General features: G+C 38.2%; 11 protein-coding genes. 2 read left to right on the plus strand and 9 right to left on the minus strand.

The window, feature by feature from the left end; translation table 11 throughout:
- Nucleotides 1-230 precede the first annotated feature (230 nt).
- Both NQ508_RS13670 and NQ508_RS13675 read right to left on the minus strand, forming a co-directional pair.
- A complete protein-coding gene (locus tag NQ508_RS13670; RefSeq protein WP_006427204.1) occupies nt 231-2906 on the minus strand; it encodes a hypothetical protein in 2676 nt (891 codons plus the stop codon).
- A 104-nt stretch (nt 2907-3010) separates the two neighbouring features.
- On the minus strand, nt 3011-4270 hold the full coding sequence (locus NQ508_RS13675; protein ID WP_006427203.1) for a nucleotidyltransferase domain-containing protein: 1260 nt from the start codon (nt 4268-4270) through the stop codon (nt 3011-3013).
- A 189-nt stretch (nt 4271-4459) separates the two neighbouring features.
- Here NQ508_RS13675 and NQ508_RS13680 point away from each other — a divergent pair, with 189 nt between their 5' ends.
- Nucleotides 4460-4681, plus strand: coding sequence for a hypothetical protein (locus NQ508_RS13680; protein WP_006427202.1), 222 nt, complete (start codon nt 4460-4462; stop codon nt 4679-4681).
- 141 nt (nt 4682-4822) lie between these two features.
- On the opposite strand, the gene NQ508_RS13685 is transcribed toward NQ508_RS13680, so the two are convergent.
- On the minus strand, nt 4823-5839 hold the full coding sequence (locus tag NQ508_RS13685; protein WP_006427201.1) for a DUF5050 domain-containing protein: 1017 nt from the start codon (nt 5837-5839) through the stop codon (nt 4823-4825).
- Nucleotides 5840-6341: 502 nt separating this feature from the next.
- Between NQ508_RS13685 and NQ508_RS13690 the strand changes: the two genes are divergently transcribed.
- Entirely contained in the window at nt 6342-8939 is a 2598-nt protein-coding gene (locus tag NQ508_RS13690; RefSeq protein ID WP_006427200.1) for an eL24 family ribosomal protein, read from the plus strand.
- Nucleotides 8940-9012: 73 nt separating this feature from the next.
- Here the strand turns inward: NQ508_RS13690 and NQ508_RS13695 are convergent, their stop codons facing one another.
- The 6 genes from NQ508_RS13695 to NQ508_RS13720 form a co-directional block, all read right to left on the minus strand.
- The gene (locus NQ508_RS13695) at nt 9013-9183 is read right to left on the minus strand and encodes a hypothetical protein (protein ID WP_155115964.1); all 171 of its coding nucleotides are present in this window, start codon (nt 9181-9183) and stop codon (nt 9013-9015) included.
- 346 nt (nt 9184-9529) lie between these two features.
- Nucleotides 9530-10561, minus strand: coding sequence for a hypothetical protein (locus NQ508_RS13700; RefSeq protein WP_155115963.1), 1032 nt, complete (start codon nt 10559-10561; stop codon nt 9530-9532).
- A 279-nt stretch (nt 10562-10840) separates the two neighbouring features.
- Nucleotides 10841-12382 carry a lipopolysaccharide biosynthesis protein gene (locus NQ508_RS13705; protein WP_006427196.1) on the minus strand — a complete coding sequence of 514 codons (1542 nt, stop codon included), beginning with the start codon at nt 12380-12382 and terminating at the stop codon, nt 10841-10843.
- Between the two features lie 27 nt (nt 12383-12409).
- Nucleotides 12410-13510 (minus strand): glycosyltransferase family 2 protein, encoded by a 1101-nt coding sequence (locus NQ508_RS13710; protein ID WP_044919820.1) that lies wholly within the window; start codon nt 13508-13510, stop codon nt 12410-12412.
- On the minus strand, nt 13507-15336 hold the full coding sequence (locus NQ508_RS13715) for a polysaccharide pyruvyl transferase family protein (protein WP_006427194.1): 1830 nt from the start codon (nt 15334-15336) through the stop codon (nt 13507-13509). Before NQ508_RS13715 ends, NQ508_RS13710 begins: the two co-directional genes overlap by 4 nt.
- The gene (locus tag NQ508_RS13720) at nt 15333-15962 is read right to left on the minus strand and encodes a DUF1919 domain-containing protein (protein ID WP_006427193.1); all 630 of its coding nucleotides are present in this window, start codon (nt 15960-15962) and stop codon (nt 15333-15335) included. The genes NQ508_RS13715 and NQ508_RS13720 overlap by 4 nt, the downstream gene beginning before the upstream one ends.
- Nucleotides 15963-15974 lie beyond the last annotated feature (12 nt).

Consider the following 15974-nt stretch of genomic DNA (forward strand, 5'->3'; position numbering starts at 1 on the left):
TTCTCCATAGTTTATTCCTGTCCGGAGTCCTTCTTCTCGGCCTTCCCGGAGCACAAATTCTTTGTCAACCCTTATCTCTATCGTCCCTTAATCTCATATAATATCTAATTTTAATATCTAGCTTTCGTATCATTTCCACCACATAGATATTATATCTTAATTGTTTCTTGATTACAATACAAAAAGCCCCTGGTAGAACCAGGGGCTGCTTTACAATATTATTTTGCAATTTATTTTGTAATCTTGAATCCACGTTTGATCGGTGCTGCCTGATAATCTCCACCAAGTGTTACTACCGTCATCACATAACTTCCCGGCTCTGTCGGAGGAGTTGTTGTGCTGGAATAGATCTTCCATTTGCTTGTGAATCCTGAATACAGATAGTGTACATTATCCTGTGCGATCGTTACATCTCCGTCTGCTGAAAGTGTTGCTTTGAAATCAAAATTCTTTGCTTCTTCTGCAGTAATCTTTCCGTTTACGAATCTCTCATTCCAATTAAGCTTCACGCCCTTAGAACGCATCTTCACAAGAAGTGTTCCGATGCCTACACCTGTCTCGTAGTTCTTACTATCTGTAACTGCTGTTACTGTATAGAGACCTGCATGGTTCGGTGTACCGAATGATACTCTTACAGAATCTGCAACGGATGGCATCTTATTGATTATTGTAAGAATCTGTCCAAATGTACCTGTGTCAATATGAAGCTTCTCAAGAAGGTCTAACAGTTCCTGTGTACTGAGCAGTTGTCTCAGTTCTCCTACTGTCATTCCGTCGTTCATCATCTGTGTAAATGTCTTTCCATAGAGTTTCTCTACAATCGGATCTAACAACTTCAGAACCGCACTGTTCGTATATTTGTCCGGAAGATCCAGATAAAGTGACAGGTTCGCATTGCTTGTCAGTCCACCGTATACTGTGTATACATCGAATTTATCTGCTGGATTCATTGTTACAAAGTCTTCCGGCAGAGTTGCATCTGCATAAATGCTGGTTGATTTTACTTTTACTTTTACCTTAGCTTTATTAACCGTTACTGTGCTTTCTGTCTGTGCTGACGGGCGATACTGCGCATTTCCTTTATAAGTAATGCGGATCTTCTGCTCTCCTGCTCCCATCCGTGCATAGGTCAGAAGTGTTACGGTACCACCTTCGATCGGTGCCCACTGTTTCACTCCGCCGTCGATATCACCGGCAAGTGTATTGCTTCCAAAATATTCCATCGTGAAGTTATCCACGGTCAATGTATCTTTTGCAGGAAGTGTACTGTTCTCCCAGTCAATCACGTTGTCAAAGATTGCCTGCTTCATTACAGCTGCATCCATGTTATAAGTAAACGATACGCCTTCTTTGCATACAATGGCACTTGCAAGACGGTTGTCTGTTACATTAACCTTTACCTCTGTTGTTACACCTTTGTATTCTTTATTACCTGCCCAAGAGAACTGAATCGTCCATTCGCCAGGTCCGAATTTCGTAAATGTGCTTGTCCAGTCTGTTGTATTCAGTGGCTGCCAGTTCTTAATCTTATCTATTCCTGCGTTGTATCTGATTGTTACATCGTCTGCTGTCAGATTCTCCGGAACTGTAGATGCTACAACTGCATTGTAGATTGCTTTGGCTGTGGCATCATAATCATATGTCTGATCCTCGTTAAATGCCATCGGAACTTCATAAGAAGCAGCTCCTTCTGCCGGTTCATTCAGATTGAATGCTGACTGTTCACGATCTATTACCGTGATATCTGTCTCTGCTGTTACGGCAGCATTCTCTTTGTCTCCTGCATATGTAACACGGATCTTCTGTGTTCCTTCCGGAATTCCAGGATAAGTAAGACCGTTAATCTTGCCGCCTTCGATCGGTGCCCATGCGTTTCCAAAACCCATTGCTGCTCCTGTTGTCGCTGTTGCATAGTATTCGATTGTCAGGTTATCAAGTGATAATCCTTCCGGGCTGCTTTTCTCAACGTCGATCACATCATTCATGATCGCTTCTTTAGCTGCCGCATAATCTACTGTGAGATCATCGTTATATACAAGCTTGATCGTCGGATTCTTTTTGAATTCGATCACTGACTTCTCTCTGCCGATATCGATATTAACCGTTGCTTCTGCACTTGCTCCGGAATATGCATCCGTTCCAGCATAAGAAATCTTAATCTTCTGGGTTCCATCTCCCATTGCCGGGTAGGTCAGAGGAATTAGTGTTCCACTCGTTCCACCTTCTAACGGCATCCATTCTTTTCCAAAACCTACTGCTGCTCCTGTTGTTGCAGTTGCATAATATTCAATCGTTACATCATTGACCGTCAGCTCCGGAGTTGTAGATTCTACAACTGTATTGAAGATATTCTTACGTACTTCGTCATAATTGATGCTTCCGTCCTCGTTGTATACAAGGTTTACATTTGTATTATCTTTTATTGATATAGCTGAAGTTAATTTCTGCGTCTTTGTCAGAGTTACTTCCGTTGTTGTGCCTTTCAGACGCACCTGATAGTCTCCATCAGTATTTGCTGCCAGAGATGGATGGGTAAATGTAACTATCTTCTTACTTGTAAATCCTCCGATACTTCCCCAAGATTTATTACCGGGTACTCCTAATCCGGTCTTACCTTCACACTTATACTCCCAATCCAGACTTCTCAGATCCACCTGATCCGCATTCTCAACCAATGTCTTACCAAGGATATCTTTCACCTGATTCAGGTCTGCATTCGCCGGAATTACTGCCGTTCCACTCTTAAGAACTGCTCCCGTTGTCTCTGCCGCCGGGCTTACTGCCTGCTCCTGCTGCACTGCATCCGCATTACCTTCCGCGAACACCATCTGTGCACCTACCGGCTGCGCCAGCATTGCTGCTGTCAGCGCTACTGCCAGCAATTGTGTACTTTTCTTTCTTTTCATACTTTTTCCCTTTTTGTATTTCTCTCACATCAATGCACTTATACAATGCATATAACATATATATTATATCCTATACATACCTGTTACGTCATCAACATTTTTTATCATTTTTTAATGATTCCATATTTCTTCATAAGTTCAATTCTCTGATTTCCAATCTTCACGGAATCTGCCGCAGCGTTATCCCCTCCTGCCACTGTCTCTTTACGGTATTTTAAGATACGGTCTGTCCACGCAATCGGAAGAAGAATCGGATGTTTCTTAAGATACGGATACCGCCCCTCGAGCTTTTTTGCCGATGGGAACAAAGACTTTAAGACCGTATTCCCGGCTTTCTTTCCATTCTTGTCTGCTGCCACCGCATCCAGCGTCATATTACTGCTGTGTTTCCGGCTCATATTCGCATTTCCATAGATACCACTGTCCAGAAGATCCATCAGCATATCCGTCTCATCCACACAGATCCCCTGCCATACTTTCGGATAATGCGCCTTCTCCGGATCAAACGTCAGATATTTCTCACCGATTGCAAATAATGCCGCAGCAAAAAGATCCGCATGTATCTCCCTACACTGTCTCAGAACCTTCTCCCAGTCAATCGCATCCCCGTATTCATTGGCAAATAATATGATGTCGCATACCTGACGGATCCCGAATCCACTGTGCAGGAAATGCTTGAACGAATGACAGATCAGATAAAACAGATGATCCGTGTATCCCATTGTCCGGATATCCGTTCCATCGATCCTGATATCAATCGCATCTTCATGTACATTTGCAAAAAAGCGGTTCAGATCCCCGTATGCCTCTGATTCCGGCGGGAATAAACTCTTGTGGAGCTCTATGTAGATAAGGCTTCCCTTCTTCCCGTATGGTACTTCGTAAACCGATTCCAGTTCTTCCGCATCCATATCCTGCTCCGATGTCTGCATTCCATATTCGCGCAACAGATCGTGGCATTTTCTAAAATCCTCCGGCCGGATCAGCAGATCCTCATCTCCGGATATCCGATAATCCGGATTCGGATAAATGTTCCTGCACACGATCCCTTTCACCACTAACGGACAGATTCCGCTCTCTCTCAGATATCTGTAAAGCGGCTCGAACTCTCCCGTCTTCTGCGTCTGCATGATCACTGTGCGCACCATCTGCGCCTTCGCCGGAGCCAGGATCTGCGGATCCGCCTGCCCGGCGGCCGGGCTTCGGTATACGGCCTCATAGATCATCGGAAGGATCTGGTGCACTTCCGCCATGCGGAACAGGTCCATCCATTCCTGCGCTTCCAACTTGTTATTCCATTCTACCTGTTCATTTTTTAATGCGGCTTTTAATGCCTCTAAAAATAATTGCTGTGTGTGTTGCATATGTTGCTCCTGTTTTTATCTTCCTTCATTTAATGCTTTCTTCTTATTCTTCAATGTTACGTGATAGTATTCCAAATTGCAACGCCATTTAACCACAATCTAACATATATTTAATCCCATCCCCACCACAAATTTCATATTCCCACATTACATTAATCATACAGTCCAACAAAAAGGAGCGATTCAACCATGCAAAATCATATAACCCGAAGGCGCCTGATCGGCCCATCAAATAATGTGATCGAAACTACCGGTCAAGATACCGCCACCGGAACCGAGCTTGCTTCCTTTACCGACAACGGAACTGTCACCTATACAGCCAAACCAGTGATCGGAAGCAAAGGACAGAACCTCGAACCGGGAGTAAATTATACCGGGACTATGACATTTGGGATTGGGCTTGTGGAATAATTGTTGATTATACATAAAACCTGCCAGTGACAGCTTTTCTTGCATACTTTTGTATATCTACAGGACCTGCCACTGGCAGCTCCTTACGAATGTAGGTAATAAAAATGCTCCTGACAAAAATCAGGAGCATTGTCATTTGTTTCAATCTTTCCCAGCTTCGTTTCCAACCGTTTTCTCCATCCCTCCATCCACATCACACACATACATCTGCTCTTTCTTCTGATCCATTCTCCTATAATATACCTTGTCTTCCTTCTTATCCATCATAACCACATCTTTCTTAAATACCCTGACCTCTTTGCCGTCATAGCTGACCGACACAATCTTCGACCCCTTCTGCGCATACAGCTTCACGCCGGCAAAAAAGTACTGAATATGATCCGCCAGTTCCTTTCTCTTGCCCGTCGACATATCACAACGGATAAGCTTCTCATCCTCCGTACAGCAGATCACATATCCACCGATTACGGCAAATTGCTTTACCGGATCCTTCGTCCAGGTCTTTCTCTTCCTTCCGTCATAGGTTACAGATTTCAGAACATTATGATCTTCCATATCAATATAGAAAATCCGCTCCCGCATCGCTATGATCTCTCCCACCGGTCCATTGATCAGTACACTGTCTTTCGTACTGCCATCTTTAAGCTCTTTCACACGTAGAGTACATGTATCCGGATCCCGGTACACTTCTTTTCCATCGATGCGGTTCTTATACCGTCTTTCATCCTCCGTCTGCATAGCCGGATTCCCAAGCGCCTTATTATTCCTGATGCCCAGCATCTGCTTTTCATACCACTGTATGCACCTTTCACTATCCGCAGTCGCCTCTCTTAAAAGCACCTTCTCCAGCTGTTCCGTATGCTCTTTCGTAAGGTACAGGTACTGATCCCGCTGCACCTGTCCCGGGATATTGGCCGCAAGCATTGTCAGCACAGTCAGACCGATAAATCCAAGCGTGAATAACCAGGTTCCCCTTTTCTCTTCTTCCGCTTTCCTGATATCCTCACCGACCCAGTACCGAATCGCAAGTACTGCAAATATAATCATCACAATAACCTTGCAGATCAATATATAACCAACCTTCAATACCGCCGCCAGTACAATCCCAATCATTATAATCGTTACAAATAATTTCTTAATAAATTTCCGTATCGTCATATCTCATCTTCTCTTTCATAATCTCTCTATATATAGCTAATTCCGGGGCCCTACACATAAAGCCCCGGAATTATAACACCGGTGGACGATATCCAAATCCTCCGGCGATTTACAGTATCCCACAACTCCCAAAAATTTACAGTACGTTTATCAATGCACACATATCAATATTTATCAATACTCTATTATTTATATTCATCGGATTTTTTCATTTCTTTGAGTATTTCCTGCGTATGTAAATGATGGGGTGCGGGGCTGTAACCACAGTTCACATGCAATCTCGACATAGTCTTTTTCGATTGCTCCAATCTATATAAATTCTTCTTTTTGTCTCCCTCTATATATTAATACACATAACTTTTAAAAACCTGTCGCGTTTTTTTCAAAAAAATTTAATTTTTTTATTTTTAGCTGTAAAATACGCAAAAAAACGATTTACAACAGGGGTTCGCCTATAATACAATCATCTATGAAACTAACAATTTAATAATGGAGGAAAATTATGAAAAAGAGATTTTTCCAACTCGTACTGACAGCAGTTCTTTCTGTGTCCTGTGTTGCAACAGGAGTAAATGTAAGCGCTGCCCCACTCTCATCCGAAGGTTACAGCATCGAGAAAGTATCTCATCCGGAAAGAGGAGCCGGTGAGACTGACGGTATCCTGTCATTCGATGCTATGGGAGAAGAGAGCAACCGTAACCAAAGCTATGTATGGTCCTGCGTAGAACATGGAAATTATATCTACCTTGGCACCTGCTGGAATCCAATCTCAGGTATTTACTACCGCAATCTCAAGAACAATCTGACCAAATTGTTCCAGAACCGCGGGGATGAAAATCCGGCACAGAAAGCCGGCACCGTAGCAACCAATATTCTGAATGTTGTGTACAACGGTAATTTTCCTGACGGAGCAACATCTACCAACGGAACTCCTTGTATCATGCGTGTGAACAAATACACCTATGAGACAGAAGTTGTCTACATCGAAAAAGAGAGCTCCGCATTCGTCAACTGGAACGGATACCGAATGGCCGTAGAATACAATGGCAAATTATATTTTGCCTGCGCCGGTTTCCCGACATCCCGTCTGCTTCAGATCGATCCTGAGACAAATGAAACCAAAGTTGTTATGCAGAAGACTGCAGAGAACTCCGGATTCGCCAACGGGATCCGCGGACTCACCGTTATGGATGGCAAGCTTCTCGTATCTCTGGCTACCGACGGCGCAGATCCAGACAACATGTTCGCATCCGGTTCACAGCTTCCACAGGCATACCAGAATGCGATCAAAGCAATGGCCAAAAAAGACGTGCGTTACAAAGACGCTAACCCACGTATGCAGGGTGTACGTCTTCTTTCCACTACAAATCCAGAAGACGTAGACAGCTGGTCCGTTATCGCCAACCAGGAGACCTTCGACAATCTTCCGGCCTGCTGGATCCGCGACAGTATCAACGGCGGCGGATTATGGGATCTTGTTCCATTCAACGGATCTCTGTACGTATCCATGGTAACAGGCAAGACAGATGCCACAACAGGCGTCAATCACAAACAGGGATTCGCCGTATACCGCGGTGATCCGAAAGAAGACGGAACCTGGAACTGGACACCGATCATCGGAGACACATCCAAAGGTGCCAAATATGAATTCGGTCTTGGAAAGAAAGAATCCTGCGCAGGTAACCTGTTCGCATACGGCGACCATCTCTACATCGGCGGCTATAACGACCCGATGCTTGACCTCGCCGAAATCGGTAATGCCGGTGATTTCCAGTCTCTCTATGAAGATCTGAAGAACCCAGCATGCCTGAACCGCATGGACAAGAATGAAAATATCGAACTCATCAACGACGACGGATTCGGAGCAGCTTCCACACAGTATCTGTGGAGATTCTCTGAATACCACGGAAAGCTCCTGATCGGAACATTCGATATCGCAACACTCGCATCCGGATTCACACAGCTGACCGACGGAAGTCTTCTGGAAATGACACCTGAAGAATTCTCACAGAAGATGACTTATGTCAAAGAACTTCTTCAGAGCCTTAAGAAAACTCCTTCCGGCGCAGCACTGACCGCAGAAGAAGGCACAACAGAAGAGGCCGTCACAGAAGATACCGCAGAAGATGCTCAGGAAAATATTCAGGAGAATACAGACGCTGATAATACTGCTGATCAGGCAGCTACAGAAGCCGCAAAAGACCAGGAAGCAGTTGTAACAGACAACACAAATGCAGAACTTACAGACACAGAAGCAGATGCCATCGACCAGATGTTAGATCAGCTGGATGAAATCGAGACACTTTCTTCTGACGACTCTCAGACAGCTGCTTACACACAGAGAAATAAACCATCTGACATCGTCGATGTATATATGGATATGGTAAATAATTACAACAAATATGTAAAACCAATCCTTAACCGCCTGAACCCAGATCTTGCACAGAAGATTGAGAACAACGTCTTCAACACTGCATTCCATCATTTCGTATATTACCTTGGATGCAGCAACATCATCCACACACAGGAAAAAGGATGCGACGTACTGATCTCTTCCGACGGAGTAAACTTTACAACACTCACCCGCAATGGTTTCGGCGATATCTATAACCACGGCGGACGTGCATTTATTCCGACAGACAACGGACTCTTCCTCGGTATGGCTAACCCGTTCTGGGGAACACAGCTCTGGAGAGTAACCGACGGATCAGAAAATCCGACACCGGATAAACCAGGTACGGATAAGCCAGGTACTGATAAACCAGGCACTGACAAACCGGGTACTGATAAACCAGGTACTGACAAACCGGATACTGATAAACCGAGCACACCTGGAACAACAGATCCTTCCGGAACTAACAATGGTACAACCTCTGGTTCTACAGGTAACAACACATCCAATGGTCAGAACGGAGCAACTACTACAGCATCTCCAAAGACTACTAATGCTAATCATGCAAATAAGAAGTCTACAAACGGCAAGGTAAAAACCGGTGATAACAATCACATGATTCTTTATACAGTTTCATTGGTTCTTTCACTTATGATCGCTGCAGGATGCATCTATACTATTATTAGTAAGAGACGTAAGAACAGATAGTATTTTGATTATTCGGCTATAAGGATAATAAAAGCGCAGGGAAATGGCGTATGCCATTTTGCCTGCGCTTATGTTATGTATGCATCGATTCTTTAACAAAATCAATAACATCCAGATTCTTCTTCACAATATTAGGATCTCTCTCCATGTCGGAAATACTCATCCAATAATAGTGTCTGTCATTAACAACAAAGTTCTCCTTCTGCTCATCCTCCGGAAATACTTGAATCTTTATCTCGTACAATCTGTGATTATAGATCCTATTCTCCTTAATGTGCTTAATTCGCATTCTGTAATAACCCATTTTTGTCCATAACGGATTTCCGAGCAAAGGCAAAGATATAACTTTTTCTCATCATCCACACATAAAAAAAATGAGTTCCGATTCAAATTCATAAAAAATGTAATCTAGATATAATCTTCCTCTTTGTATGACTTTATCAAAAAATGTATATCTTCCCATAAATCCATTCCTATCAATTGTTCCAAATTTTATAACTCTATATACAGATTTATTCTCTTTTTTAGCGTCCTTCGGTAATATATCTGTTTCAAAATTTTCTGGAAAACATTCCGTATAAACACCATTCTTATGCAGGTGTCACCTTCAAATTCCTTATGCTCAATCTACCTTTTTCTCCATCTATGTACGATTCTGCAAAGAATACCGTAAAACAAACTTCTTTGATCTTCTCCAAAGCTTCTCCATTTCTTACTTTATCCCGGAATCTATATTTAAAATGTCCTCCACCGTTACTTACATCATTCTCTTCATCTATTATTTTCACACCAGTATCATTTTTTATTTCCAACTGAACTTTCTTTATAGCTCCTGTCGCAGCTGCGTCAAATTCTATGGCATATCCGGCGTCAAAGAAGCCAGTCCAGTTATCACAAGGAATATATTCCATCAATGCCATCGCAAATTCTCCCATCCCTCTCTTGGTTACATTGCTGATATCAACATCCATGTCAAAGCTATCTGCAAATGTTGCTATCCTTGCGACCTTTTCATCACCACAGGAGATAATTGGTTTTACCTTGGAAAATGGAGTATAATCCTTCAACAGATCAATCTCTTGTCTCTGAGCTACCGGCGCATCAAATCTTGTTTTTACCTTCGTTTTATTTGATTCATTTACAGACTCGGACGAGGTAATTTCAATATTCTTTTTCTGCGCAATAATCTTTATCTTATCTAAAAAATCGTCTCTTTTTTCTTCCCATTCATCTTCATTTATTGATCCAAGACCAAACTCCTCAATAATGCCGTTTCTAAATTCTCTGAGTCTCTGTTTTATATCCGGATCATCTAATTTAATACAGATCTGATTTTTATCAATACATCCGGCTAATTTGTCAAATGTAAAACCTGGCAATAATAATCCTGTCCATTTACACCTCATTACCCAAGCTGCACCCATTTCATTTAATGTTGCTACGCTGGAATAATAATTATCCGAAAAGGCGTACACGACGTGAAGGTCGCTCGTCTGAAATTGTTTGGCTAACCAGTCATATATGTTACATCTAACCGGAATATAACATTGCGGAACGGAAGTACAAGTTATTTGATTCTTATGCACTCCTATTGCTACAAGCAAATCTACAAATGCTTTCATATATTCTGCATCTTTGCTGCTGTGTGAAATGAATAATTTGTGTGGTTTGTTTTTCATCTTTTTGTACCTTCCTTTCGGGATTTTATTGTCTTTGCTTCATATTTTTCCTATGGTATGTTGTATATATTTTTGTATCTATTCTTTTTCTCTTCAATGTTGGATTAATACTTTTTTCAATAATCCACATTTCCGTAGCTTTAAGAAATACTTATCCACATTCCATTCAAAGTTTTCGCTATATTTTCAATAGCTTCGATGTCTTTCATTTTCAATATTATTTCACGATTTTTTAATTATCAAATTTATTATATTTTTAATAATCTTTCTTAATGTAATAAATTCTTCTGATTTTCTAAAAAATATATAAAAAACTAAATTCGTAACTACACTACACAATACTATTTCTTCCATTACACGTGCTAGAATTCCACCTTTAATAAGTTTAAATGAAAGCCAACATCCACCCGCAGATATTAATAACACAATAATAAAATAAATATACTTTTTTAAATACTGTAATGGTGATTTATGAAATCCATGAATAAATATTGCATACGGATCATACCATAAATTTGTCATAGCTCGCGCTATAAATGTGGCAAATAAAATTCCAAACAATCCCCAATAGTGTCCTAATACTATTGAGAAAATAATATTAAGCACTCCTGTAATAATCTGCAAAAATCTTCCATATCTAAATAAGCCCATTGTATGTTTATACGTCCATACGGCATTCATCATCCCTACAGTATAAAAATTTAATGCTAATACAAATGGAATTTCTTTTGACAAAACGTATTTCTCGCCAAAGCACAATCTTACAACATCTGAAGAACAAAAAATAATTCCTAATGTCGCCCAGCCAAAAATCCAGAAATTCATTAAATTCATGAAGCTGAACATCTCATATTTTTTTTTCTCCGTTTCAGTTGCATTATGGTTTCCAATACTTGCAGTTAAACTATTAAAAATTTGACCTAATAAGGAATTTATTGTATTTGTTAACAATGTGTAATTTGATGCGACTCCAGTTGTAGCCAATCCCTTAAAAAAAGTAATTAATATATTATCAGTGCTATTAACTAATAATCCAGAAATCTTGTAATATGTAAGATCCTTTATATTTTTAAATAATGCCTTTTTTTCATCAACTGGCAACGGTTCAATATCTTTTGACATAATACATGGGAAACGCTTTGTTGCTATATGCGACACCCCAAAATTGTATGCCAATGTTCCTATCGTCTGAATAGTAAGATACACCAAATAATTATGCGTCGCTAATAATGCCACCATTTGCAAAATGCTTTGTAAAATAGTTACTATATAATTCGTTGCAACCACAATATAATTTTGTTGAGCAGCTATTAGCAACGAACTTCTATAACTATAGAAATATGTTATTACTGTGTTGAACAAATTAAAAATATACAATAAATAAATACTTTCAGAAATATTTGGCTGTTCCGTAATAATTATATTTAAAAACGGCATTAGACATATTCCTATTATCCCAATAACACAACCTATAACTTTATATGCCGTTCCATATACCTTTACCAATGATGCTATTTTTCTTTCATCATTTTCTGCTAATGGTTTATACAGTGCATAAACTATTGCACCGCCTATTCCTAGCTCTGCCAAAGAAAGCATTGTAAGAATATTTGTAAACAACCCGTTTACTCCTAAATAATCCGCTGCCAAACACTTTACAAACACCATTCTGCATATAAAACCAAGAATAGTATTTACAATATATCCCCCAACTCCTGCTATTATATTTAGTATCGAATATTCTGTACGTGAACGACTATCCATATTTTACCATCCTATTCCTAGTTGTCTTTAATTAAAAAGGTACCATTTATTCATAAGCAATTCATAAGATACAAAACTACTTTTCTCTAAAGACAATAACAATTTTTCCCATTTTCTTCCTAGTTTTGTCGCTTGTCCATTAAAATAATTATTAATCATCTCTTTTTCAATTATAAAAATAGCCTTTTTTATTTCTAAAGGTACGTTTTGCGTTCTTATCCAATTCAATCTAACCTGTTCTATAAAGTCGTCTATACTTGGCTTATATCCTCTTTTTACTGCTTCTTCAAAACAACTTTGGGTTATATATAACGTATCCATAACCTCTTTTTTCTTTACTGTATTTGCAGATATTCCTTTTGGATTATTTCGATAATAATAAACAATATTGGGAATTTTTATAATCTTCCGGCTTCCTGGAATTAATAAGGTACTTATTATTGTATCTTCATATAAATATCCCTTTGGAAAACATAAATCCACCCATTTTTCTGCTTTTATAATTTTTCCCCACGGATAACCATTTAACCTTGTTGACTTTGTTTTACAAATAAGATCTTTATGTATATCAGGTTTTATATTGTTATCAAATTCTATATATTCCCCTTCAACAATATCTGCATCTGTTTCAACACTTTTTCTCATCAAAACTTCAATCGCATTATCCATTAACATATCATCTGCATCTACAAACAATACACATTTACCTCGAATGTATTTCAATGCAATGTTTCTTGCCTCGGCCACACCTTCATTCTTTTTATTTATAATATACACATTTTCTTTTTTTGCATATTTATTTAAAATATTGGCCGATTCATCTGTTGATCCATCATTAACAAACACGACGCAATATGAATACCCCGTTTCCTGTACAAGCAACGATTTTATACAATCTTCCAAATATTCTGCAGCATTATATACTGGTACTATAATCATTAAATCATATTCGGGGTTAATTTCTATATCTTGCTTAAAACGGGGTGTGTGTTGATAATAAAAATCATGGATATCCTTTTGTGATTCTTTAATAGATTTTCTTTCCTTATATTTAAGACTCTTTTTATACTTTATATTAATAATTTTTTTATAAATATATCTCTTCACCATTGATACCTCTATTATCAAAATTTCCCCCCTTTAAATTGATTTTTCCATTTTTCAATTTCGTCCCATGGCATTTGTATATCTGTTTCAAAGTTTGACTCAATTTTTTCTTTAAGTAAATTTCCAATATTCTCTCTCAAAACAATCGGAAGTCCTGTGTCATTTGCAATATTTTTTGCTCTATTATCTATAGCAATAACAATTGTTCGATGCCTTTTTCCAATCGCTCTTATCCCAGCATGAAGTCTTGTGCCCACATAATCAATTTCTTTATGTTCTAGCAAAGAATCATAATTTTCAAGACCAAATGGAATCTTTACAATCTTAGAATCAATTCTCAATTCTTTATAATATTCTTCGTCTTCTATCCCTTGTGGCCAAAGATAAATCTTTTTATAACAAAGTAGAAGTATATCCAATAATTTTTGATCATTCTCTAAATCTCTATCATAATCAGTGAGTGTACATATTACTTCTTGTGCTTTTCTTTTTGGTATGTCTTGACATAACTCTTTTGTTATTCCCCACATTGTAGGACATCCTGTATTTATAACATTTGTTATCCCCATACTATTAAGCATTTGTTCCGAAAAACTATCTCTAACCGAATGAATATATTTCTTATGCAAAATAGTATGTAACAACATCTTTGTATAATAATCGTACTCTTGATTATTGCACTCAAATCCTACCCCCATAAGAATTGTATTATTATAAATTCGTACTTTTTTCTCCATTCTCCACAATCCATATGTCCGCATATGACCGGATAATGCATTTGTTCCACACAAAACTTTTATAGTCGCACCAGATAATTCACGAATTTCTTTATTCATCAATTTTCGATGTGTTGGCACATAAATTATATTTTCTTTTTTTGTTAACGGAAAATATTTTTTACAATTTTCTACAATTATTTGATCTCCAGTATTGTCTCCATCATATGAAGGATCTAATAATACTATTTTTTTCTTATCACTCTTAAAAAAACTCGCCAAGATAAGTTCTTTATAATCTGGTACGACCTCTACTATCTTTATAATCCTCTTTTTCAACTTTTCTTTAGCCCTTAGTGGTAATTTAGTAAACATTTTTAATCCTGCATATTTTTGTAAAACACTTTCTATATAAAGGAATTTGTTTGTTCCACCCTTTCCCATCACTCTTTCTAATTTTTGCCTTCGTTTTATCTCTTTTTTAATTTTTTCATCTAACCAAGAAGCAGTAAAATGATGAATTGAAACTGTTCTATTCGATTCATGTATTTTCCCTGTTCTAAAATTTTTGGGACATAAAACGTCTGAAGCATATATCTTCATACTTCGTAAGTTTTGATCTTTATTTTCTTGTAACAATCCATACTCTTTTAATATTTGAGTCGTATAATGTGGCGATGCCAACATATTTAAAGTTCCATCTTCTTTATAAAAAGAAATATGTTCATACAAATCTCTCGCTTTTTTTATGATTTCATGATGAGGAACAGCTCCAAACCCCTGTCCGCAATTTACATAATATGTTTTTTCTCCTGTCTCTTCAAATCCCATAAATGCTTCTTGATCTAATAATTCATCAAAACTACGAATTATCTCTACATCCGTATCTAGATATATTCCTCCATACTCATATATAATATCTAGCCTTGCATAATCCGGAACAAATCCCCATTTTTTTGCTTCATACGCTTGCTTCATATATTTATTTTTTGTAAAATCATAATTCGATTCATTCCACTCTCGAATTTCATAATCTGGGCAAAATTTTTTCCAGCTTTCTATACAATATAATACAGACTTAGGTTTAGGAGCGTTTCCAACCCAACAGTAATGAATAATCTTAGGAATCATATCTTCCCCTTTCTTTTAATACCTTCACCGTTTAAAAAGGCTATATAGTCAAACTCATCTAAATATCTTCTCACTAGGAATTGTTTTTTGAAATATAAAAGCACACCAACACCATCTTTGTTCTCAAATCCAGGAATATAATAAGCAGATTTTATTTCTGGATACTGCTTATGTGTAAAAATCACTTTATTCTTATATGGCAATTTATCAAATTGCTGCATACTTTCATAGGTACAATTATCACCATCTATGCCCAATATAAACAAATTATCCCAATTGATTCTTTTTTTGCGCTCATCCCACTTAGCTACCGCCTCGTCAAAAGTTTTATAATGATTAAATCGGATTTCAATATCCCCTAGCTTTCCTGTTGGGAAATCAAATTTCTCATCATTATACGGTAAGATTGGTTGTTCCATATACCATTTTAGATTTTCTAACATTTTCACATAATCATTCATTTCGAAGCTCAAATTAATTGTCGGCGTTCTAAATTGAAGCCCCATATCATAATATATAAACTCTCCATTGCAATTTGAAGCAATAATTGTCGGCATTTTATTTTTCAATCTTCTTTTTTTTAATTCTTTGTATATTCTCCATTCAATTCTTTGTAATAAATTCATTTTTACTACCTT

It is taken from the genome of Dorea longicatena (assembly GCF_025150085.1).
Taxonomy (GTDB): domain Bacteria; phylum Bacillota; class Clostridia; order Lachnospirales; family Lachnospiraceae; genus Dorea_A; species Dorea_A longicatena.